The sequence below is a fragment of the Nannocystis bainbridge genome, from assembly GCF_028368995.1.
Classification (GTDB): domain Bacteria; phylum Myxococcota_A; class Polyangia; order Nannocystales; family Nannocystaceae; genus Nannocystis; species Nannocystis bainbridge.
Genome location: NZ_JAQNDL010000003.1, coordinates 934,531 through 956,513, shown reverse-complemented (window position 1 = coordinate 956,513; position 21,983 = coordinate 934,531). Strand labels below are relative to the sequence as shown.

Sequence of the window (21,983 nt, the reverse complement as noted above, 5' to 3'; positions counted from 1 at the left end):
TCACGGGCGGCAGCGGGTCGGCGAGCCTCTCACGGCGCGCACGCTGGCGGCGACGCGGGGCCGGCGCGACGCGAGCGAACCCGGGCGTGCGCGCCGGAACGGTCGTGGTAGGGTCCGCCGCATGCGCGGCACGTCGCTCCTCGGGCTGTTCCTGTTCGTCTCGTCGATGGCCCTCGGCTCTTGCGGTCCGCCGCCGGCCCCGGGCTACTGCGCCGGGACGACCTGCGGCTGCAGCGGCGGCGACAACTGCCTGCTCGATTGCCCCGCCGAGGGCTGCGCGGCCGAGTGCCACGACGTCAGCAACTGCGACGCCGGCTGCGGCGACCTCTGCGAGCTGTCGTGTCACAACAACTCCAACTGCGACCTCGAGTGTGGCGACGGCTGCTCGGTCGACTGCGATGCGGTGAGCAACTGCGACGTGGCCTGCGGGACCGACTGCGCGGTCGACTGCAGCAACCTCTCGAACTGCGAGGTCGTGATGGTCAGCGGCGAGGTCACCTGCGAGTCGGTCGGCAACTGCGATGTCCGCTGCGCCGCGGCCGACGGCAGCTCGGTGGCGGCGTCGGACTGCGGCGGCGGGCGCTTCAGCTGCCCGGTCGGCTCGTGCTGACCCGCGGAACGCCGTGAACGAGGGCGGCGCGATTGCGCCGCTCGGGCCGACCTGGGACACTCGCGGCCATGTCGCAGACCTCGCGGGCCGCCCTCGTGATCTTCGCCGCGGCCGCCGTCGCCGGCGCGTGCAACTTCCTGTCCTCGGGGACAGGTCAGACGACCTCCAACATCGCCAACGTCGCCGGCGCGGTGGCCTGCCCGGCGCTGGCGAGCGGCGGTGACGCGCTCGGGGTCAAGTACACCGCCAAGGCCGAGCTCAACGCCAAGGTCGGGGCGTTCGTGCAGGCGGCCAAGGATCTGCAGCGGCTGGCGATGCAGTGGGACAGCGAGGTCACCTCCGCCTGCCGCAGGATCGGCGGCGACATCGGCGTCAACCCGGCGGCGATGCAGCCGAACCAGAACTCGACGGCGTCGCAGGCGGCGTGCGGGGCGGTGTCGGCCCGGGTGCAGGGGATGCTGAAGGGCGGGGTCAAGATCGAGGCCGACTACACGCCGCCGAAGTGCGACGTCGACGCGTCGGCGCGGGCCCGCTGCGACGGCCGCTGCAAGGTCGACGTCGACCCCGGCGAGATCGTGGCCCAGTGCACGCCGGCCAAGCTGTCGGGCCGCTGCCAGGGCACGTGCAAGGGCCAGTGCGACGGCCGCTGCTCGGGCCAGTGCCAGGGCGAGTGCGCGGTCAAGGACGCGCAGGGCCGCTGCGCCGGCAAGTGCGAGGGGACGTGCACCGGCCAGTGCGACGCGACGTGCCACGCGTCGTGCCAGGGCACCTGGCAGGCGCCGAAGTGCGAGGGCCGGGTGACGCCGCCGAAGGTCGACGCCGACTGCAAGGCGAGCTGCGAGGCGAGCGTGAAGTTCTCGGCCCGCTGCTCGCAGCCGAAGCTCTCGGTGAAGACCTCGAGCGAGGCGCAGGCGCTGGGCAAGCTGGTGGCGTCGCTGTCGGCCAACCTGCCGGTGTTGATCGCGGCGCAGGTCAAGCTGGGGCGGGAGATCGGCGGCGAGGTGCAGACGCTGGTCCGCCTCGGCGGCGAGCTGCGCGGCAAGCTGCAGGGCGCGGGCGAGCAAGCGATCGCGTGCGTGACGGCGGCGGCGTCGGCGGTGGCGACGGCGTCGGTCAGCATCAACGTGTCGTTCAAGGCCAGCGCGTCGGTGACGGGGGCCGTGGGCGCGAGCGGCAAGGCCGGCTGAGGATGACGAGCGCGTGGCAGTGGGCGGGGCTGTTCGCGGCCGGCGGCTGCGGGGTGTGCCTGCGGTTCGTGCTGGCCCTGCGGGTCGACCGCTGGGCCGAGGCGACGCTGCCGTACGCGGGCACGCTGGCGGTCAACCTGATCGGCTGCCTGGCGATCGGGGTGCTGGCGCCAATCCTGCCGCAAGGCCCGGCGCGGGCGATCGCGGTGGCGGGGCTGCTCGGCGGGTTCACGACCTACAGCTCGTTCGCGCTGCTGACGGTCGAGCTGGCCGGCGAGGCCCGCTGGGCGCCGCTGGCGTGGCAGCTGGGGCTGCACGTCGGCGGCGGGGCGCTGATGGTGGCGCTGGGGTCGCGGATCGGGCGGCTGCTGGCAGGGTAGAGGCTGGTCGGGCATGTCTTGCGGGACATGTCCGAGACAGAGCGCTGGACAAGACATGTCTGTGAGGACATGTTGAACAGGAAATGTCGTAGAGGACATGTTCGTGGGAGCATGTCTCAAGGGACATTTGAAAAATCTTCGGGCTGTCAGCGCGGCGGCCGGGCCTGGAAGACCGGGGCGCCCCGGCGGTAGGTGGCGAGGGCGCGCAGGGACCGGAGCTCGTCCGTGCGCACGGTCAGCGGGTTGCGGCCCAAGATCACGAGGTCGGCGGCGCGGCCGACGACGAGCTCGCCCTTGCGCTCGCTGTCGAAGCTCTGGTGGGCGCCGCTGCTGGTGAGGCCGCGCAGGCCGTCGAACACGGGGATCCGCTGGGTCGGGCCGAGGACCTTGCCGCTGCGGGTGGTGCGGCCGACGGCGCTGGCGAGCAGCAGCATCGGGTCGGCGGGGACCGTCGGGGCGTCGGTCTGCAGGGTGAACAGCAGGCCGCGCGCGAGCGCCGACTGGGCCGGGTCGAGCCGCGCGGCGCGGGCCGGGCCGAGCGCGGTGTCGCGGTACCAGTCGCCCCAGTAGAACAGCTCGGCGCTGGCGAACGAGGGCACCATGCCGAGCTCGCGCAGGCGATCGAGCTGGTCCTCGCGCACGGTCTGGGCGCGCAGCAGGACGGGCCGGCGCTCGATCACGCGGCGGCCCTCGAGCGCGCGCTCCCAGGCGTCGAGGTACTGCTCGGCCGCGGCGTCGCCGTCGGCGTGGGCGAGGACCTGCCAGCCCTGGTCGACCGCGAGCTCGAGGATCTGCTCGACGTCGGTCGCGGGCATGCGGGCCGCGCCGCGCCAGCCGCGAGGCTTGCCGGGGGGCAGCGACGTGTAGGCGGCGCTGAGCCAGGCGGCGCGCGCGAACAGCGGGCCGTCGAGCACGAGCTCGATGCCGCCGAGCTTGAGGCCGCGCTCCCAGGCGCCGAAGCGCTGACCGACGAGGCGCTCGGCGTCGGCCATGCTGGCGACGACCGGATAGGCGACGAGGTCGACCTCGTGCTTGTCGGCGCGGGCCAGCCGGCGCAAGGCGTCGAGCTCGTCGGGCGAGGCGACGCCGGTCTGCACGGTGGTGAAGCCGCGGCGCGCATACTGCCGCTCGGCCTGGACGAGCTGCGCGGCCCGTTCGTCGTCGTCCTGCCGCGGCAGGGCGCGCGTGACGAGGAAGACGGCGCTGTCCGCGAGCACGCCGCTCGGCTCGCGCGACCGCGGCTGACGCACGATCTGCCCGCCGGCCGGGTCGGCGGTGGCAGCGTCGATCCCGAGCTGGCGCAGCGCCGCGGTGTTGACGACGGCGACTAACCCCGAGGCGTGAAAGACGGCGATCGGGTGCATGGTCGAGACGGCGTCGAGGTCGGCGCGCGTGGGCGCCCGCGCCTCGCGGAGCCGTGAATCGTCGTAGTTCCAGCCGAGGACCCATTGCCCGCCGGCGAGCTTGCGCTGCTTGATGTCGGCGCGCAGGAGCCGCTGGACATCGGCGATCGATCGCACGCCGCCGATCGGCGGCGCGCCCAGCTGGACCTGGTCGCTGCGCTCGGCGACGGCGGCGAGGTGGCCGTGGCCGTCGATGAAGCCGGGCAACAGGGCCTTGCCGGCGAGGTCGATGCGCTCCGTGTCGGCGTCGGCGAACTTTTTAAAGACTTCGGTGCGGTCGCCGACAGCGACGATCTCGCCGTCGCGCACGGCGAGGGCCTCGGCGACGATCGGGTTGCCGGCATCGTCGACGCGCATGGTGATCACGGGGCCGCCGAAGAACACGCGGTCGGCGGCGGTGATCGACTCGACCGGGCGGGTCGGTGGCTTCGGCGAGGTGGTGGTGGGCCGGCGGGCGACCGGTTCGGCGGGCTTGGTGGTGCTGCTCACCGGCCGCGCAGGCTTGCCCCGGGACGGTCTGGCGGGCTTGCCCGCCGTCGGCCGCCCGGGCTCCGACTGCGGGGTGCTGCCCGAACGATAGCTGAAGCTGCAGGAGAGCAGGGCGACGGTGATGGCGGCGAGCGGGACGAGGCGATGCATGGCCGGGCCTCCGCCGCAGCGATAGCACCCGCGCTTCGCTCGTCGAGACGAGCGAGCCGCCGTGCTCCGGCCGACTGGCATGATTGGCCCGGGCGGGCGAACGGGGCCGAATCAGGCGAGCAACCGGCGGGTAGGATCATTCCCGCGGTCGTATGATTCGCTCAAGCGGGCGGCAGGCGGAACGCGTTCGTCATCCACGAGGTGCGGTCGCCCTCGAAGCTCAGCTCGGTGGTGGCGGTGAGGACCGCCATGTGCGTGCCGTCGGGGCTGGTGAACACGAGGCCGCGGTCGAGGTCGTAGTTCCAGATGTAAGGCCGCCGCCGCACGCCGGGCTCGAGCTGAAGCGCGGTGTGATCGGCGAGCTCGAGCGCGAGCTTGAAGGCGGCGCCCTTGCCCTCGTGGGCGTGCTCGCGGTCGCCGCCGAGGACCTCGATCGTGGCGAGCGCCTCCCGAGCGGGCGGCAGGGCGATCGAGTACGTCTTGGCGCCGGGACGCGCGGCGGCGGCCGGCTTCGGCTCGGTGGGGGCCAGCAGGTGGCCGACCTCGATGCCGTGCTTCTGCAGCAGGGCGGTGCGCTTGGGTGCCAGGGCGGCCCGCAGGTCGGGCGGGTCGCACGGCTGGGCGTCAGGGCTGTTGGGGCGGACCTCGACGACGCCGTCGGGCACGAAGGTGTCGCTGTCGGCGTCGACCACGAACAGCCGCGCCGCGCCCTCGCAGGTGGCAGCGCCCGGGCCGGCGTCGAAGGTCTCGAACGCGAAATAGCGGCCGTCGCGGGACCAACCCCAGACGGTGAGTCGATCGATCTGCTGGCGCGGATCTCCCGGCTGCTCGAACGCGGCGCCGAGCGTCTTCGGCGACTCGGGCGCGGGCGCAGGCGCCTCGGCGCGCGGGGTCGCCGGCGGTGCGGCCTGCGGAGCGTCGGGGGCGGTGCAGGCGCTGACGAGCAAGGCGGCGAAGGCGAGGCGGGGGAGCATGGGCAGGGGTGTACTCGCTGCGAGGAGGGAGCGCCAATTTCGCGGGGATGTCCCCGGGGACAGGTTGATTTCGCTTTTAAAAAGCGACCGGGCGCTGCCGCGTGGGGCGTCGTTCTGCGCGGTCGGAGGGCTGTGCGGGAGGTCGGCGTCGGGTGGACCGAGGCCGCGAGCACGGTGTGCCGCGGGGCGGCGGGCGAGCCAGGGCGTCAGGAGCGGTCGGCCGCGCTGGTGTAGCGAGCGGCGGACGCTACGTCGTCCACGAAGGACACGACTTACTGGCGTAACGACCGCTGGTGACAAGGCGTGGCCCGGGTCGCCGTCCTTGACTGTCTTCGCTGCGCGCGTCTGTGTAGTCTGGGGGGGTTATGTTGATTTGCCGGATCTCGATCGTCGCGCTGCTCGCCGTGCTGATCCCAGGTTGTCCGGGTCGAAGAGGCCCCTCGGCGATCGCAGCCGGAGGGGCGAATCCCTGCGATTCGTGCGCCGGGGGGGAGTTCTGTACCCTGTCGACCGGCGACGACCCGAATTGCAACTGCCGCGGTTGCGAGCCGATCCCCGAGAGCTGCGCGGCGTGCTCGCTTACCCGTCCAGGTGCGACGCGAAGGCCCTCGACCGATGCATCGAGTACGAGTCTATCTGCTACCTGGCCGACCTCGAGGGCGCCGAACTGGCAGAAGACGGCACCATCGTCATCTACTGCAGCGAGATCAGCGACACTGGGTGCGAGACATGATGGCCCGAAGGACATGTCCCTCGGGTCGAGTCGCGGCGCCGCGACCCCGGAAGGGACAAGCAGCGGTCAGCCGCGCTGGTGTCGCGAGCGGCTGACGCTCATGAGGATGCCGATGCCGAGCATCATCGCCAGGGCGTTGGAGCCGCCGACGCTGAAGAAGGGGATCGTGATGCCGGTGACGGGCAGGAGCTGCAGGACCATGCCGACGTTGATGATGAGGTGGAAGAAGAACAGCGACGAGACGCCGACGCACAGCAGGGCGCCGAAGCGGTCGCGGGCCTGGGAGGCGAGGCCGAGGCCCCACAGCACCAGGGCGACGAACATGATCAGGACGGTGGCGGCGCCGAGGAAGCCCCACTCCTCGGCGTAGACGGCGAACGGGAAGTCGGTGTCGCCGTAGGGCAGGAAATCGAGGGTGTTCTGGGTGCCCTGGCGGACGCCGCGGCCGAAGAAGCCGCCGTTGCCGACGCCGATCATGGCCTGGATGGTCTGATAACCCTCGTCGTCGGCGTAGGCCTCGGGGTTGAGCCACACGTCGATGCGCGAGCGCTGGTACTTGTGCATGAAGAAGGCCCAGCCGAGCATGAACAGGGTGACGCCCGTGGTCATGAGGGCGAGGATGCTCTTGAGGCTGAGCTCGGTCAGGGCGAGGATCGTCAGCGCGACCAGGCTGCAGATGATGCCGGTGCTGAGGTCGGGCTGATTGACGATCAGCGCCACCGGCACGAGGAACATGATGAACGGGACGATGAGGTGCCGGACCTTGCGCGGGGCCTTGCTCGGCCGATCGCTGAGGTAGCGCGCGAGCGCGGAGATCAGGAGGATCTTCATCAGCTCCGAGGGCTGGAACTGGTAGTCGCCGAGCTCGAGCCAGCGGCGGGCGTCGTTGCGCATGACGCCGATCAGCGGGACGAGGCCGAGCAGGCCGAGGCCGCCGAGGTAGGCGGCGTAGGCCATGCGGTGCAGGACGCGGTAGTCGAGGGTGGCGACGATGACGGCGGCGATCGTGCCGAGGCCGAGCCAGCGCATCTGGACCTGGATCTTGCCGCTCCAGTCGCCGCTGCCGGCGCTGTTGAGGTTGATCAGCGCGAGCGCGATGATGCCGCCGACGAGGGTGACGAGCACCCAGTCGATGTTCTGCACGACCCGGCGCAGCAGCGAGCGCGGACGGCCGATCGAGCTCATCGCCGGAGCTCCTGCGCGGGCGAGGCGATGGCGAGGTCGAGGCGGCGGGTGAGCGTCACGGCAGGAGCTCCTTGGCGGCGGACTTCTTCTTCTTCGATTGCTTGGGCGCGGCGGGCTTGTGGCCGGGCTGCTTCTTCTTCTTGGCGGGCTGGCTCGAGCCCGCGAACGAGCTGGCCTTTGCGACATGTCCGGAAAGACCTGTCTCTTCGGTCTTGGGCGGCGGCGGGCCGAGCGGGCGGTCGCCGGGCAGGCGGGCGCCGGTGAGGGCGACGGCGCGGTCGGGCGTGGCGTTGCTGTCGCCGAGCAGCTCCTGCTGGCCGCGCTTGCCGGGCAGCGGCGGCGGGACGCCGCCGGGGCGCCGCGGCTGGGGGGTCTCGGAGCGGCTGCCGAGGTAGCTCTCGACGACCTTCATGACGATCGGCGCGGCCGCGTCGGCACCGACGCCGCCGTGCTCGACGAAGGCGACGACGACGATCTTGGGCGCGTCGGCGGGGGCGTAGCCGGCGAACCAGGCGTGGTCCTGGTTGAAGTCGAAGCCGGGGATCGGGCCGGGCTTGGGGTTCTTGTTCTTCTTGTCGAGGGCGCCGACCTGGGCGGTGCCGGTCTTGCCGGCGACGACGACGCTGCCGAGCCGCTCGCTGTAGGCGGTGCCGAGCTCGTTGTTGACGACGCCGGTGAGGCCAGCGTGGATCCGGTCGCGGTCGGCGGGCAGGACCGGCTCGAGGTCGCGGCGCACCTGCGGCTTGTTCTGCAGCACGAGCCGACGGTCGGGGGTCTCGATGCGGTCGACGATGTAAGGGGTCATGACGCGGCCGCCGTTGGCGATCGCGGCGTAGAGCACGGCGACCTGCAAGACGGTGGCGGTGACGTTGCCCTGGCCGATGGCGCTGTTGAGGCGGACGCCGCGCTGGTAGGTGCCCTCGCGGGCCTCGAAGGCCTCGGTCGGGATGCGACCCTTGGCCTCGCTGTTGATGCCGATGCCGGTGCGCTCGCCGAGGCCGAGCCGGCGAGCGAACAGCTCCATGCGCTCGAGGCTGAGCACGGTGTCGATCGCCAGCGTGTAGAAGTACACGTTGCACGACTGCACGATCGCCTGCTCGAGGTTGACGGGGCCGTGCTTGTGCGTGCACTTGAAGCGGCGGCCGCCGTAGTTGACGTAGCCGTCGCAGGTGATCGTCTTCTCGGGGTCGAAGGTCGGGTCGTCGAGCGCGGACAGGGCCGAGACGACCTTGTAGGTCGAGCCGGGGAAGTAGTGCTCCTGGACGGTGCGGTCGATGAAGGGCTTGAGCAGGCTCTCGGACCAGGCCTTGTACTGGTCGCGGCCGATCGGCTGCTGCCAGCGGTTGGGATCGATCGCCGGCACGCTGATCATGGCGACGATCCGGCCGGTGTCAGGCTCGATGGCGACGAGCGCCCCGGCGGGCTTGTCGGCGAACGCCTCGGCGGCGACGCGCTGCAGGTCGAGGTCGAGGGTGAGGTAGACGTCCTGGCCGGGGATCGGGTCCTCGTCAGGCGGCAAGGCGGCGAGGGCGTCGCGCGGCGGGTCCTTGACCGGGTGATGGTGGACGTCGACGACGCGCGAGCGCTTGCCAGGGCGGCCGCGCAGGTAGTTCTCCCACTGCCGCTCCATGCCGGTCTTGCCGACGCGGTCGCCAGGGCGGTAGGAGCCGGCGGAGTTGGCGAGGCCCTCGGGGGTGATCTCGCCGACGTAGCCGGTGACGAAAGCGGTGAGCTCGCCGGCAGGATAGAAGCGGCGGGCGCTCTCGCGGATCTCGAGCCAGTCGCCGAGGGCGTCCTTGCGGGTCTGGATCCGCGCGAACTCCTGCCAGGTCAGGTTGCCGCGCACGGCGAACGGATAGATGCCCTCGTCGCGGTCGCGCCGGCGCACGATCGCGGCGGTGAACTGCTCGCGGTCGGCGGCGTCGACGAAATCGACGAGGTCGGCGAGGGCGTCGATCTGGGCGTCGGACAGCGGCACGCGCGAGCCGGTCTGGGTGCGCGCGCGCGGGTCGTCGGTCTCGACGACGATGCGCGGCCGCGGGGTGACGTAGAGGGTGTAGGCCGGGCGGTTGGCGGCGAGCGGCCGGCCCTGGGCGTCGAAGATCCGCCCGCGCAGGGCCGGGGCCTCGATGGTGTCGATGAAGTTGCGCTCGGCCCGACGCACGTAGTGCTCGCCCTCGAGCACCTGCAGCTGGCACAGGCGCCCGAGCAGGACCATCAGCGCGAGCAGGACCACGAGCACCATCGCCTGCAGCCGGGGCCGCAGGGCGCGGAGGTCGTCGGGCTCGCGTAGGCTGGTCATCGGGTCATGTCCAATCGGACGGGCCGTCGCCCTCGAGGGTGGAGCCGGCGCTGCGCGCCTGCAGCGGCGAGCGGCGAGCGGGGCGGGGCCGGCGGCCGAAGGCGCGGTCCCAGGCGCCGAGGGCCAGCTCGGCGAGCACGAACACGCCAGGGGCGGCGAGCACGGTGGCGAGGGCGTGCCAGCGGGCCTGCAGGAGGCCGGTGACGAGGGCCTCGGTGTCGACGCCGAGGCGGAAGCGGACGGAGAAGAGGAGGGCGAAGGTGACGAGGTCGACGAGGGCGGCGGCGACCCCGGCCGCGAGGGCGCGCGCGATCGGGCCCTCGACGGCGAGGCGCCGGCTCGACCACACGAGGGCGCAGCACGACAGGCCATAGGCCAGCGACAGCAGGCCGATGGGCGTCCCCTGGGCCAGGTCCTCGAGGTAGCCGAGGCTGACGGCGACCAGCAGGCCGCTCGGCAGCGAGAGCTCGCGCCCGAACACGACGTGGGCGACCAGCGCGGCCGAGGTGGCCGGCAGCATGATCGTGAGCCCGAGCGTCTGCCCGAGGCCGCCGACGGCGGCCAGGAGCAGCCAGCCGAGGGCGATGTAGATCAGGGGGCGCATGAGCCGTGGGGCATGGGACCTTGATGTCCGAGGATGCTCGAAGGGCCATGTCCGAAGAGACATGTACGATCAGCGCTGTCCTCATGGACATGTCCTTGCGGACATGTCGCGGTGATGCGGGCGGCGGCGGTCGGCGTGGGCATGGGCATGGGCATGGGCATCACTGCAGCGGGCCGAGGCCGTAGGCGGCGGCGGGCGGGCGGTTGGCGCCCTCGGGGTCGGGGGCGGGGGCGCTGGCGAGGACCACCCACACCATGTCGAGGCGGTCGAAGCGGACGGCGGGGATGACGTGGACGCGCTGCTGGGCGCCGACGACGTCGTCGACGCGCACGACCTGGCCGACCGGCTGGCCGCGGGGGAACAGCTCGTCGACGCCGGAGGTCTGGACCAGGTCGCCGACGCTGACGCCGAGGTCGGCGGCGACGTGGACGACGCAGCGGTCCTCGCCGATGCCCTCGAGGATTCCGGGCGCGCGGGTGCTGGCGATCTCGACCGCGACCTTGCTGCGTGGGTCGGTGATCAGCATGACCTCGCTGTGGTCGCCGGCGGCGCGGTCGATGCGGCCGACCACGCCGGCGTCGGCGATCACGGCCATGCCGGGGCGCACGACCCGGTCGCCGCGGTCGAGCCGCAGCTTGACGACGCGGAAGAACGGCGACTGCTCGACGCCCGCGACCTCGGCGGCGAGCATGTCCTCGGCGACCTTGTCGCGCATCTGCAGCGAACGCCGCAGCTCGCGGTTCTCTTCCTCCACTTGCAGCAGGCCGCGCAGGTCGAGCCGGAGCTTGCGGTTCTCGGCCGCGAGCGTCTCGTTGTCGTCCTGCAGGCGGGCCTGCAGCAGCCAGCGCTCGAAGAACCGGCCGGCGTTGCCGGCGGCGTAGCTGATGCCGGCCTCGAGCGGGGCGCCGATCTTGACGGCCATGCGGTCGAAGCCGCCGAGCGCGCGTGGGTCCTGCAAGCTCGAGCGCAGCAGGAGCGCCGGGATCCCGAGCAGGATCGCGACCAGGACCGCGTTCTTGGCGCTGCGGAGGCCGGCCATCCTCCGGGGCTCCCTACTGGAGCGCGACCTCGCGGAGGAGGTCGAGCTCGTCGAGGACCGCGCCGGTGCCGAGCACGACCGCGAACTCGGGCTCGTCGCACACGAAGCACGGCAGGCCTGTCTCTTCGGACAGGAGGACGTCGAGGTTGCGCAGCTGCGAGCCGCCGCCGGTGAGGACGATGCCCTTGTCGACGATGTCGGCGCACAGCTCGGGCGGGGCGGCCTCGAGCACCATGCGCACGGCCTCGACGATCGCCGCGACCGGCTCGCTGACGGCCTCGCGGATCTCCTCGCTGTCGACGACGATGGTCTTGGGGATCCCGCCGACCAGGTCGCGGCCCTTGACCTCCATCGTCATGAAGTTGCGCATCGGCGCGGCGGTGCCGATCTGGATCTTGATGCGCTCGGCGGTCCGCTCGCCGATCAGGAGGTTGTACTTGCGCTTGACGTGCTGGACGATCGCCTCGTCGATCTTGTCGCCGCCGACGCGGATGCTCTTGCAGGCGACGATCCCGGCGAGGGAGATCACCGCGACCTCGGCCGTGCCGCCGCCGATGTCGACGACCATGTTGCCGCCCGGCTCGGTGATCGGCAGGCCGGCGCCGATCGCCGCGGCCATCGGCTCCTCGATGAGGAACACCTCGCGCGCCCCGGCCGCCAGCGCCGAGTCCTTGACCGCCCGCTTCTCGACCTCGGTGATGCCCGAGGGCACGCAGATGACGATCCGCGGCTTGACCAGGGTCTGGCGGTTGTGGGCCCGGTTGATGAAGTGCCGCATCATCGCCTCGGTGACCTCGAAGTCGGCGATGACGCCGTCCTTCATCGGCCGGATGGCGGTGATGCTGCCGGGCGTGCGCCCCAGCATCTCCTTGGCCTCCTTGCCGACGGCGACGACCCGCTTGGTGCTGCCCTTCTTTTGCACGGCCACCACGCTGGGCTCGTGGGCGACGATCCCCCTACCCTTGACGTACGTCAGGGTGGTGGCGGTCCCGAGGTCGATGGCCATGTCGTTGGAGAACAGGCCGTATACCCAGTCAAAGAGCATGCTGCGCGCGGCGTTCGGGTGTACCCGCCGAAGTCGTCGGCGGCAAGTCAGCGGCGTTGTGCGTGAGGCTTGCGGCTTTTCTCACAACCGACGAGCGTCCGCCGGCTTCGGGCCCAGGAGCGCGGAGCGCCGGCTCCGCGGCGGCCAACGCGGCACCCGGCCGGCGTATTCCGCGGGCCCGCAGGCGGTCCGGAGTTTCCCAGGGGCCGTCTTACCGCTAGCTTCGCCGGGACATGACGGACGAGACGGACGCGGCCCCACGTGGCACCGCGATGAAGACCATCGGCGCGTGGATCCTGCTCGGGATGCTGGCGCTCGCCTTCGGGCTGAGCTTCGGCCTGCCGACCGAAGCGATCACGTGCGGGCTCCAGCCGATCGCCAAGACCTACGGCGCGAACGTGGTCGACGAGGACTTCCAGTACGAAGCCCGGGCCATCTCCTTGACCACGCGGATCCCCGAGGACGCGAAGATGCAGGAGATGCTGGGCCTCTACGAGGAGGTGCTCGACGCGATCATCGAGCGCCGCGTGCTCGGCGAGATCGGCCGGCGCATGGGCCTGGTGGCCGACCTCGGCGACGCCGAAGATCTCACGGCCGACGGCCACTTCATCGTGCTCGGCAAGACCTGGGACTGGCTGGCCGGGCAGACCTTCAACTACGCGGCGTTCGAGCGCAACTGGCTGCCTCGCTTCGCCGTCGGCGAGCGCCGCTACCTCGACTACCAGCGCGAAGAGGTGCTGGCCCGCACCGTGCGCGACGTGCTGGCGAGCGTGATCACGGTGTCCGAGGCCGAGGTCCGGGCGGCCTACGACGGGCGCCAGAACCAGCTGTCGCTGCGTTACGCCCGCTTCGAGGCCGGGCGGTTCGCCGACCTGGTCGACTCGTCGCGCGCCGACCTCGACGCGTACGTGGCGGCCCACAAGGACGAGCTGGTCAAGCAGTTCGAGTCGCAGGGCACGCGCTTCCTCAAGCTGCCCAAGCAGATCCGCCTGCGCTTCATCGAGGTCGGCAAGCCGCAGCCGCCGGCGGTCGACGCGGACAAGGCGACGCAGCAGAAGTACGCCAGCGACCTGGCGGCGACGCGCGCCAAGATCGACGGGGCGCTGGCCAAGCTGCAGGCCGGCGAGGACTTCCGCGCGGTGGCGCGGGCGACCTCGGAGGACGGCGACACGGCCCGGCGCGGCGGTGACTACGGGTGGGTGACGCTCGAGGGCACCGGCACCGGGCTCGACCCGGCGGTCGACGAGGCGGCGCGCAAGCTGCAAGTCGGCGAGCGCTCCGACGTGGTCGAGAGCGACGAGGCGTTCTACGTCGTCAAGGTCGAGGGCCAGCGCGAGGGCGACGTGGCCCAGGACGAGGCGATCGTCGACCTGGCGGAGGAGGCGCTGATGCGCGAGCGCGGCAAGGCGCTGGCGAAGCAGGCCGCGGCCGAGGCGCTGCAGGCGCTCAAGGACGGGTCGACGATGAAGCAGCTGTTCCGCTCGCCCGACGCGCTCGGCGGGCCGACGGCCGGGGGGATCGATCAGCTCGAGGTGCCGACCGAGCCGCCGCCGGCGCCGAAGCCGGGCGACGACAAGCCCGAACTGCGAGTCACCGGTCTGTTCAGCAAGGAGAAGCCGATCCCCGGCCTCGGCGTGAACCCCGAGATCACGAAGGCCGCGTGGTCGGCCGATCCGAAGGCCGAGTTCATCGACCAGGTGTTCGAGACGCCCGACGGCTTCATCCTGGCGGCGGTCGAGCGCAAGGAGACGGCCACCGACGAGGGCTTCGCGGCCGCCCGCGCGGGCCTCTACCGCGAGCTGTCCGAGGCCAAGGCGGCCAAGGTCACGGCCCGCTTCGCCTACCACACCTGCCTCGGCGACAAGGCCCGCGGCGACATCGTCCCGTATGAGCAGCGCGTGCAGGAGAAGATGACCTACGACAGCAAGGAAGCCTTCGACGACAAGGGCAACCGGGTGCTGCGGCCGTACGTGATGTGCGACCGCGTCGGTAACCGCGGCGGCATGCTCAACCTGGCAGCGCTGACCGGCGGCGGTGGCCGCTAGCTGACTGAAGGGACAGGTCGCAGACCCATGGCGTCCGCGACCGGTCGTGACGGACAGGCGAGCGGCCTCGGCCTCCGCCTCGAGCTGGCCCAGGGGCCAGGTGGCCCGCGGGTCCGGCTCCACGCCGGCCCGGCCGACCTGGCGCCCGGGCTGCGCCTGACGGGCCTGATCGCCGAGCCGATCGGCGAGCCGCAGGGCGCGACGGCGGGGCTGCGGGACGGCCGCTGGCGCGCGCTCGAGGCCCGCCTGGAGGTGACCGCGGAGGCGCTCGCGGCGGCGGCGCAGTCGCTGCGCGGGCTGCCGATCGGCGGCTGGCCGATCGAGCAGGTCGGCGTAGATCTCGCCGGCGAGGCGGCGGTGCTGACGCTGAGCGGGCCGCGCGACGACGGCTGGCCGGCGCTGGCCCAGATCGAGCTCACGGCGACGGCGGAGGCAGGAGAGATCTGCGTGCGCGCCCGTCGCGTGTGGGCGACCGGACCGCTGGCGCCCTCGGGGACGGCCCTGTGGTCGGCGGTGGCCCGCGGGCTGGCGCTCGGGCGCGAGGGGGTGGTGACGGTCGCGGCGGACACGCTGCGGGTCCGGCCGGAGTGGCTGCTGCGCCGGGCGTTCCGCGCGGCCGGGACGAGCCCGCCGCGCACGCTCGGGCTGGCGGTGACGCGGGTGCGCGGGGAAGGCCGCGGGCTGCGGGTGGTGCTGGCGGACGTGGCCCATGGGTCAGGTCCACAAGGACATGTTCGTGAGGACATGCCCTTTCGGACATTTCCCGAGGGACATGCGCGAGAAGACATGTCCGAAGGACTGGACGATCCGCTGGCCGAGCTGCGGGCGGCGCTGCGGGCAGGTGATCGCGCGGCGGCGCTGGCGGCCCTGAGCTACGCGCCGGCGCCGACGCACCCGGGGGCGCGGCGGCTGACGCGGGCGCTGGCGCAGGTGCAGGCGGAGCTGCTGCGCTTCCGCGACCGCGCGGGGGCAGGAGCGGCGGTGCGGGCGTGGCTGGCGGCGGCGCCCGACGACCCGGAGGCGTGGTGGCGGGTGATCGTGGCCCAGGCGCGCGCCGGCGAGGCGGAGGCGGTGGTGCGCGGGCTGACGACGCTCGAGCGAATGCCGGGCCCGCCGGCGGCGCGGTCGCGGCGGCGGGTGGCGCGAGCGCTGGCCGAGGCGGAGCTGCTGGGGGCCGGAGGTCGTGCGCGGGCTGTCCTCGAGGACATGTCGTGGGGCGGGCGAGCGCGATCGGGCGTCGAGGACATGGCGTGGAGCGGGGGGCCGGCGGCGCAGGCGGCGGCGTGGCGAGCGCTGGCGATCGCGCGGGCCGGCGATCCGCAGGTGGCGAGCGAGCAGGTCGAGGCGGCCGTCGACGCGGCGCTGGCGGCAGATGAGCGGTGCGAGCGAGCGTGGTGCGAGCCGGCCGAGCTGCAGGCGCGGGTGGCCGCGGCGGGCCGCCGCTGCGGGCGCGACGTAGCCGAGGCGGAGCGAGCGGCGAGCGAGATCGCGGCTGCGGCGCTGCACCGGGCGCGCGAGGGGCTGCCAGGCGAGGCGATCGCGGGTGGCCCGGGGCGCGCGGATCGCAGGCGGGTGCGCACGGAGCTGCAAGCGCGGGCGGCCCGCTCGCTCGAGCCGGGCGCGGTGCTGGCGCTGGCAGAGATGGTCGAAGAGACAGGTGAGCCGGGGCGCGCGCGAGCGCTGCGACAGGTGGCGAGTTTCCTGCTGCCAGGGTGCGCGATCGCAGGGGTCGAGATCGAGGTCGGTGAGGCGGGCGAGGAGACGCCGACGGCGGCGAGCGAGGACGTCGGCGAGCCGCGTGAGGCGATCCGCGGGAGCTTGCAGGCGTTGACGGCGGCGACGGCGGGGATCCGTGCCGCGCGCGAGCTGGTGCCGGCGGACGCGGAGGTGACGGCGCAGGTGCTGGCGCAGGTCGAGCCGACGCTGGCGTGGCTGCGCGCGCGCACGGGATCGCGGCTGCAGGTCCGCGTCGGCCGCGGCGGACCCGAGGGCGGTGTGGGCATTCGCAACGAGCGCGAGCCGACGATCGTGGTGTATCCGCCGATCGTGCGCCAGGACCCACGCGAGCGGCGATTCCGCCTGGCGCTGGCGGCGGAGCTGATCCGCGGCGGCCTGGCGATCGTGCTCGATCCGGCCGGGGCGTCGCTCCACGAATTGCTGGCAGCGATGGCGTGGCTGGGTGAGCCGGCGCAGGTGCCGACATTGCCGGGGGCGCAGACGATCGTGCGCCTCTGGCACAAGCGCGGGGTGACGCCGGAGCGCTTCACGGCGGCGCGGCGGGGCCAGCTCGCGGAGCAGCTGCAGAGCTGGCGCGCGGACGCGGCGAGCGTGGCGCGGCTGGCGACGCACCTGCGGGGGGACGCCTGCGTGGCGGCGGCCCGCCTCGCGCAGAGCTTCGACGGGGCGCTGCTGGCGATCGGCCGCGACGCGCGGCTGCCGGCGCCGACCGACGAAGCGAGCGCGCACGCGATCGCCACGACCGCCGAGGCGCCGCGGCTGCTGCGCGGGGCGGGGCTGTTCTTCTCCGGGGCTGGTGAGTATGTTTGAAGAGACAGGTTGCTTCATCACCACGCCGCGGCTGCAGATCCGGGCGTTCCGCGAGGCGGATGCGCCGATCCTGGTGGCCTATCGCGCCGACCCGGAGGTGGCCCGCTATCAGGGGTGGTCACAATTCGACGAGGCGCAGGCGCGTGATTTCATCGCCGGGCTGCAGGGCGCCCGGCCCGGGGTGCCGGGCGTGTGGTACCAGTTCGCCCTGGCGCTGCACGCCGACGGCGCGCTGATCGGAGACATCGGCCTGCGCGTGATGGCAGGCGAGCCGACGACGGTGGAGATCGGCTATACGCTGATGACGGCGCAGCAGGGCCGGGGGCTGGCCAGCGAGGCGGTCCGCGCGGTGTTTACTTACGCGTTCGCGCAGCTGGGGGTGACGCGGATCCAGGTGACGATCGACGACCGCAACCTGCGCTCGCTGGCGCTGGCGCGCCGCCTGGGGATGATCGAGGAGGCGGCGGTGGAGACGATCTGGCGCGGCGAGGCGTGCGTCGACCGGATCTTCGTGCTCACGCGCGAATGAACGACGCCGCGCCCGCTGGCAGCGCGGCGGGGTCGACTCAATTGAAGCCGTACCACCACAGCGGGACGGCGTCGCCTTCGCTCATGGTGTAATAGCCGGAGGCGTCGGGGGCGATGGCGAGGGTCTCGCCCTGGGTCTCGATGGCGAGGGGGATCGTGCAAGGCTCGCCGGCAAAGGCGTCGGCGATGGAGTCACCGGGCAGGCGCAGCCACAGGAACGCCTGGCCGTAGGTGCGGACGGCGATGAAGTCGCCGGCGGGCGAGATGTCGCCGCCAGTGGCGACGACGGCCGGGAACTGGATCGGCGCGACCTCCTCGAGCACGTAGGGGCCGCCCGCCGCGACCGGGCCGGGGAGGCGGAAGATCCGGGTCGGGTCGCCCTTGGCCACGATCACCAGGTCCCCGGTCTGCGGGTCGACCAGCAAGGTCTCGGCGTTGTGCGGCTCGTCCGGGTAGGTGAGCTCGATGGCCTCGACGCCCTCGATGGTGACGGTCTCCCCGCCGGCAGCGGCGGCGTCGGGCTCGGGCACGCGGTAGACGGTGATCGACTGCCGCGACTCGGGGTTGTCGCCGATGTCGCCGAAGTACAGCCATTCGCCGGCGGTAGGACCTGGCCCGGAGGACATATCCTCCCAATCGACGGCCTGGGCGCCGTCGACCTCGAAGGCGCCGAGGCGCGCGCCGGTCGGGTCGATGGCGAAGAAGCGCGGGCCGTCGCCAGAGTCGTTGTGCAGCCAGAACACGTCCGTCTGGGTGCGGCTGGCGATCAGGCCGGAGGTCTCGTGGATGTCGTCGTCGGCGACGATCGAGACCTGCGCCGCCGGTGCGACGACGGGGCAGCGCGTGAGGCCGCCGGTGGTGGTGTCGTCGCCGGTGGTCGTCGAGGTCGAGGTCGGGAGCGGGTCACCCGTGGTGGTCGTGGTGGTGGTGCCGTCTTCGCTGTCGCCGGTGGTGAGCGATCCGCCGGTGGTGAGCGGACCCCCAGTGCTGGTGTCGGTCGAGGTCGTGGAGGTGGTGAGTTCGCCGGTGGTGGCGCTCGCGGACGCGCCGGCGGGTCCAGCGTCGTTGCAGGCGAGCACGAGGGACGCGGCGGCGAGGAGGATGCGCGGTGAAGCCACGGGCAGCGAGGATAACATCGACGGGCCAGGTCCTCGCGACGTGAGCGTCACACGCGAGGCGGCGGGCTCCCCGATCGTCCGCGAATGCGCGGGCCAATGGTGGGAGTGACGGGAAGGCGCGCGAGCTGGCGCTGCGTCCTCCGCGCTGAGGTGGCGAGTCTCCACCCCTCCTGGGGAGGGGCCCGACGGGTGGGGTGTGCGGTCGCCAGGGGTGCGTGAATTGTCGCGGGCTTGGCCGCGGCGCGCGGCTTGGAAGGAGGTGGGCATGCATGCCTTCGTCGCCAGCGCGCACACGTTCGTCGGTCGTCGCCACCACAACGAGGACGCGTATCTGCTCGCGCCGGTGGAGGGCGTGTTCGCCGTCGCCGACGGCATGGGCGGCTACGCGGGCGGGGAGGTGGCGAGCCGGCTGGCGGTCGAGTCGCTGGCGGAGTTCTTCCAGCACGTGACGACCGACGCCGAGGCGACCTGGCCGTACGGGCTCGACCCATCGCTCACGATGGCGGAGAACCGGGTCGACGCGGCGATCCGCCTGGCGAACCGGCGGATCTGCGGGAGCCGCCAGGGCTCGCTGCGCGACATGGGCTCGACGATCGCGCTGGTGTCGCTGCTGGGGAGCTCGGCGATCGTGGCCCACCTGGGCGACAGCCGGGTGTACCGCCTGCGCGAAGAGACAGGTGGCCCGTCGCTCGTGCAGCTGACGCGCGATCACTCGCTGTACGAGCAGCTGCGCGACGGCGGGGTCGCGGTCGGGCCGCTGGCGGAGTTCGGCTACGCGAACGTGATCACGCGGGCGCTGGGGCCCCACGAGGAGGAGCGACCGGAGCTGCACCGGGTCGAGCTGCGCGCGGGCGATCGCCTGCTGCTGTGCACCGACGGGCTGACGGGGCCGCTCTCCGAGGAGACGATCGCGGCGCTGCTGGCGGCCGGGCCGGTCGAGGAGGTGTGCGAGCGGCTGGTGCACGAGGCATTCCTCGCCGGGTCGCGCGACAACATCACGGCGATCGTCGTCGCGGTGACGGCGCGAGCGTGAATGATGGCAGGGGCGAGGGTCGTGATTGTTGCGGGCGCGACGGCGCGCAATGGTGCGAGTCGCCGGGGTCACTCGATGGATTCACTTGTCCGTGCGAATGGACCGTCACTCGTCGGCGCCGGCGTCGGGGACCAGGCCGTGCTTGCGCAGGAGGGTGCGCAGGTGCTTGCGGTCGACCCCGGCGGCGCGGGCGGCGGCGGAGATGTTGCCGTCGCTGCGGGCCAGCAGGTCGCGCAGGTAGCTGCGCTCGAACGTGTGGAGCAGGCGCTGCTTGGCCTCGGCGTAGGGGAGGTCGGCGCGCACGCTGAGCTCGTCCTGGGCCGAGCTGTCCCCGGGGACATCCAGGCGCAGCTCGCCGAAGCGGCGGGCGGCGGGCGAGAGGGCGAGGGCGCGATCGAGAGTGTTGCGCAGCTCGCGGACGTTGCCGGGCCAGTCGTGGGCGGCCAGGCGCGCGAGGCCGGGGCCTTCGATGTCGCCGGCCTCGAAGCCGCGCGCGGCCAGCAAGGCGCGGGCGGTGACGGTGAGGTCCTCGCGACGGGCGCGCAGCGGCGGGAGGGCCACGCGGAGCACGCTCAGGCGATAATAGAGGTCGGGGCGAAACGCGCCCGCGGCCACCGCGGCGGCCAGCTCGCGCTGACTGGCGGCGACGACCCGGACATCGACCGCGACCTCGTCGTCGCCGCCGACGGGGCGGACAGTGCGAGCCTCGAGCGCCCGCAACAGGCGCGACTGCAGGGCCAGCGGCAAGCTGTCGAGCTCGTCGAGGAACAGCGTGCCGCCGTGGGCGCGAGCGAAGGCGCCGCGGCGGGCCTGCATCGCCCCGGTGAAGGCGCCCTTGACGTGGCCGAACAGCTCGCTCTCGATCAGCGACTCGGGCAGGGCGCCGCAGTCGAGGGCGACGAAGGGGTCGCGGGCGCGGCCGCTGGCGCCGTGGATCGCCCGCGCGGCGACCTCCTTGCCGGTGCCGGTCTCGCCCTCGAGCAAGATGGCGACGTCGCTGGCGGCGGCCAGCTCGAGCACCGCGAACACCTCGCGCATCACGAGGCTCTCGCCGACCAGATCGCCGAAGCGACGGCTGCGGCTGGGCTCGATCGCCAGAGCCGCGGGCTCGGGCTGGATCCGCAAGGTGGTGTGGCCGACCCGCAGCACCGCGCCCGCCGGCACCGCGAGCTGGCCGACCACCGCGCCCTGATAGAGCGTGCCGTTCTTGCTGCCGAGGTCGGCGATCGTGAACTGTCCTTCGGGACCTGTCTCGAGGCGCAGGTGCCTCCGCGACACCCGCGGGTCGCGGAGCACGAGGTCGCAGGCCGGGTCGGTGCCGACGACGATCGGGGCGCCGGCGATCGCGGCGCCGCGGCCCATGTCGGGGCCCTCGACGACGACGACCTGACAGCGCGCGCGGCGAGCGTCGGCGGCCGGGAAGTCGGGGTGGCCGAGGGCGACGGTGGCGACGGTCGAGCTCACGCGGGCAGCATAGCGGCCTCCGGCGCAAAAACGCGGACGAGACAGGCCGGGCGACATCGCGTAGGCTGGTTCCTCGTGAGCGAGCCGCTCCCCGCGACCCTCGGGCCGTATCGCGTCGTGCGCCGGCTCGGCCGCGGCGGGATGGCGGAGGTGCTGCTGGGGCTGCGCTACGGGGCGAGCGGGTTCGAGAAGCCGGTGGCGCTCAAGCTGCTGCGGCCGGAGCACCGCGGCCGCCCGGAGATCGAGCGGCTGCTGATCGCGGAGGCGAAGATCGGCGCGCGCTTCAGTCACCCGGGGCTGGTGCACGTGCACGATCTCGGGCTGCACTTCGGGGCCTACTTCGTGGTCATGGACTACGTCGACGGGGCCGATCTGGCGGCGCTGCTGGCCCGCCGGGCGCTGCCGCTGGCGCTGGCGCTGTGGCTGGCGGAGCAGGTGGCGCACGCGCTGGTGCACGTGCACGCGCTGACGGACGAGCTCGGCCGACCGCTGGGGCTCGTGCACCGCGACGTGAGCCCCGGCAACATCCTGGTCTCTCGGACAGGTGACATCAAGCTGGCAGACTTCGGCATCGCCAAGGCGACGGCGCTGCGCAACGTGACCTGGGGCCGGATGGTCAAGGGCAAGTTCGCGTACATGTCGCCCGAGCAGGTCGCGGGCGAGGCCGTCACCGCCGCGTCGGATCAGTTCGCGCTCGGGGTGACGCTCCACGAGCTGCTGCTGGGTCGGCGACCGTTCGACGGCACGGGGCCGCTGGCGACGACGGAGAACATCCGCTCCATGCCGCTGCCCGACGACCCCGAGCTCGCGGCGCTGCCGAGCCCGCTGCCCGCGCTGCTCCGACGCAGCATGGCGAAGTCACCCGGAGAGCGGTTCGCCGATCTCACGGCGCTGTCCCTGCATCTGCACGAGGCCCGTCGCGCGCTCCCTCCCGTGAGCCCCGGTGACGTGGGACGCTGGGTGCGCGAGGCGCTGGGTGCTGCCGATGCTGCAGAGTCGCCGCCCGGCGGTCCCCCGACGCTGGGCCTCGATACGCAAGGTTGAGCCACCGCGGCGAACCCTCGCGCGTCGTGCGAGGGGATTCCGAATCGGTGCACAGGATTGCGGCGACCTGACAATCATCGCCCGGGCCGAGCGCGAGGCGTGT

Annotated in this window: 18 protein-coding genes; 9 read left to right on the top strand and 9 right to left on the bottom strand. The window is 72.8% G+C overall.

Going from position 1 to position 21,983, the window contains the following annotated elements; translation table 11 throughout:
• Positions 1-121 precede the first annotated feature (121 nt).
• The 3 genes from POL25_RS29130 to POL25_RS29120 all read left to right on the top strand — a co-directional run bounded on the left by POL25_RS29130 (position 122) and on the right by POL25_RS29120 (position 2,177).
• Entirely contained in the window at positions 122-610 is a 489-nt protein-coding gene (locus tag POL25_RS29130; protein ID WP_272089507.1) for a hypothetical protein, read from the top strand.
• Positions 611-678: 68 nt separating this feature from the next.
• Complete coding sequence (locus POL25_RS29125; protein ID WP_272089506.1) at positions 679-1,797, top strand: hypothetical protein; 1,119 nt, start codon at positions 679-681, stop codon at positions 1,795-1,797.
• A gap of 2 nt (positions 1,798-1,799) precedes the next feature.
• On the top strand, positions 1,800-2,177 hold the full coding sequence (locus POL25_RS29120) for a fluoride efflux transporter FluC (protein WP_272089505.1): 378 nt from the start codon (positions 1,800-1,802) through the stop codon (positions 2,175-2,177).
• Positions 2,178-2,323: 146 nt separating this feature from the next.
• On the opposite strand, the gene POL25_RS29115 is transcribed toward POL25_RS29120, so the two are convergent.
• On the bottom strand, positions 2,324-4,219 hold the full coding sequence (locus POL25_RS29115) for an amidohydrolase (protein ID WP_272089504.1): 1,896 nt from the start codon (positions 4,217-4,219) through the stop codon (positions 2,324-2,326).
• A 161-nt stretch (positions 4,220-4,380) separates the two neighbouring features.
• Complete coding sequence (locus POL25_RS29110; RefSeq protein ID WP_272089503.1) at positions 4,381-5,193, bottom strand: DUF2259 domain-containing protein; 813 nt, start codon at positions 5,191-5,193, stop codon at positions 4,381-4,383.
• A 571-nt stretch (positions 5,194-5,764) separates the two neighbouring features.
• Between POL25_RS29110 and POL25_RS29105 the strand changes: the two genes are divergently transcribed.
• Positions 5,765-5,926, top strand: coding sequence for a hypothetical protein (locus POL25_RS29105; RefSeq protein WP_272089502.1), 162 nt, complete (start codon positions 5,765-5,767; stop codon positions 5,924-5,926).
• Positions 5,927-5,992: 66 nt separating this feature from the next.
• Here the strand turns inward: POL25_RS29105 and rodA are convergent, their stop codons facing one another.
• The 5 genes from rodA to POL25_RS29080 all read right to left on the bottom strand — a co-directional run bounded on the left by rodA (position 5,993) and on the right by POL25_RS29080 (position 12,101).
• A complete protein-coding gene (gene rodA / locus POL25_RS29100; RefSeq protein WP_272089501.1) occupies positions 5,993-7,111 on the bottom strand; it encodes a rod shape-determining protein RodA in 1,119 nt (372 codons plus the stop codon).
• Positions 7,112-7,166: 55 nt separating this feature from the next.
• Positions 7,167-9,413 carry a penicillin-binding protein 2 gene (gene mrdA, locus POL25_RS29095; RefSeq protein ID WP_272089500.1) on the bottom strand — a complete coding sequence of 749 codons (2,247 nt, stop codon included), beginning with the start codon at positions 9,411-9,413 and terminating at the stop codon, positions 7,167-7,169.
• Positions 9,414-9,417: 4 nt separating this feature from the next.
• Positions 9,418-10,017, bottom strand: a complete 600-nt coding sequence (locus POL25_RS29090; RefSeq protein ID WP_272089499.1) for a hypothetical protein — start codon at positions 10,015-10,017, stop codon at positions 9,418-9,420.
• A gap of 160 nt (positions 10,018-10,177) precedes the next feature.
• Entirely contained in the window at positions 10,178-11,056 is an 879-nt protein-coding gene (gene mreC, locus POL25_RS29085; protein WP_272089498.1) for a rod shape-determining protein MreC, read from the bottom strand.
• A 13-nt stretch (positions 11,057-11,069) separates the two neighbouring features.
• On the bottom strand, positions 11,070-12,101 hold the full coding sequence (locus POL25_RS29080; protein ID WP_272089497.1) for a rod shape-determining protein: 1,032 nt from the start codon (positions 12,099-12,101) through the stop codon (positions 11,070-11,072).
• Positions 12,102-12,334: 233 nt separating this feature from the next.
• On the opposite strand from POL25_RS29080, the gene POL25_RS29075 reads away from it, so the two are divergent.
• The 3 genes from POL25_RS29075 to POL25_RS29065 are packed head-to-tail and all read left to right on the top strand — an operon-like array spanning position 12,335 to position 17,222.
• Positions 12,335-14,146 (top strand): peptidylprolyl isomerase, encoded by a 1,812-nt coding sequence (locus POL25_RS29075; protein WP_272089496.1) that lies wholly within the window; start codon positions 12,335-12,337, stop codon positions 14,144-14,146.
• A gap of 27 nt (positions 14,147-14,173) precedes the next feature.
• Entirely contained in the window at positions 14,174-16,693 is a 2,520-nt protein-coding gene (locus POL25_RS29070) for a hypothetical protein (RefSeq protein ID WP_272089495.1), read from the top strand.
• On the top strand, positions 16,686-17,222 hold the full coding sequence (locus POL25_RS29065; RefSeq protein WP_272091141.1) for a GNAT family N-acetyltransferase: 537 nt from the start codon (positions 16,686-16,688) through the stop codon (positions 17,220-17,222). The genes POL25_RS29070 and POL25_RS29065 overlap by 8 nt, the downstream gene beginning before the upstream one ends.
• A gap of 37 nt (positions 17,223-17,259) precedes the next feature.
• Here the strand turns inward: POL25_RS29065 and POL25_RS29060 are convergent, their stop codons facing one another.
• Positions 17,260-18,339 (bottom strand): SdiA-regulated/phytase-like domain-containing protein, encoded by a 1,080-nt coding sequence (locus POL25_RS29060; protein WP_272089494.1) that lies wholly within the window; start codon positions 18,337-18,339, stop codon positions 17,260-17,262.
• Positions 18,340-18,604: 265 nt separating this feature from the next.
• Here POL25_RS29060 and POL25_RS29055 point away from each other — a divergent pair, with 265 nt between their 5' ends.
• Positions 18,605-19,372, top strand: coding sequence for a PP2C family protein-serine/threonine phosphatase (locus tag POL25_RS29055; protein WP_272089493.1), 768 nt, complete (start codon positions 18,605-18,607; stop codon positions 19,370-19,372).
• 105 nt (positions 19,373-19,477) lie between these two features.
• On the opposite strand, the gene POL25_RS29050 is transcribed toward POL25_RS29055, so the two are convergent.
• Positions 19,478-20,836 (bottom strand): FHA and sigma-54 interaction domain-containing protein, encoded by a 1,359-nt coding sequence (locus POL25_RS29050; RefSeq protein ID WP_272089492.1) that lies wholly within the window; start codon positions 20,834-20,836, stop codon positions 19,478-19,480.
• A 75-nt stretch (positions 20,837-20,911) separates the two neighbouring features.
• Between POL25_RS29050 and POL25_RS29045 the strand changes: the two genes are divergently transcribed.
• Positions 20,912-21,880: a serine/threonine-protein kinase gene (locus POL25_RS29045; protein ID WP_272089491.1), complete on the top strand. Its 969-nt coding sequence runs from the start codon at positions 20,912-20,914 to the stop codon at positions 21,878-21,880.
• Positions 21,881-21,983: the final 103 nt, after the last annotated feature.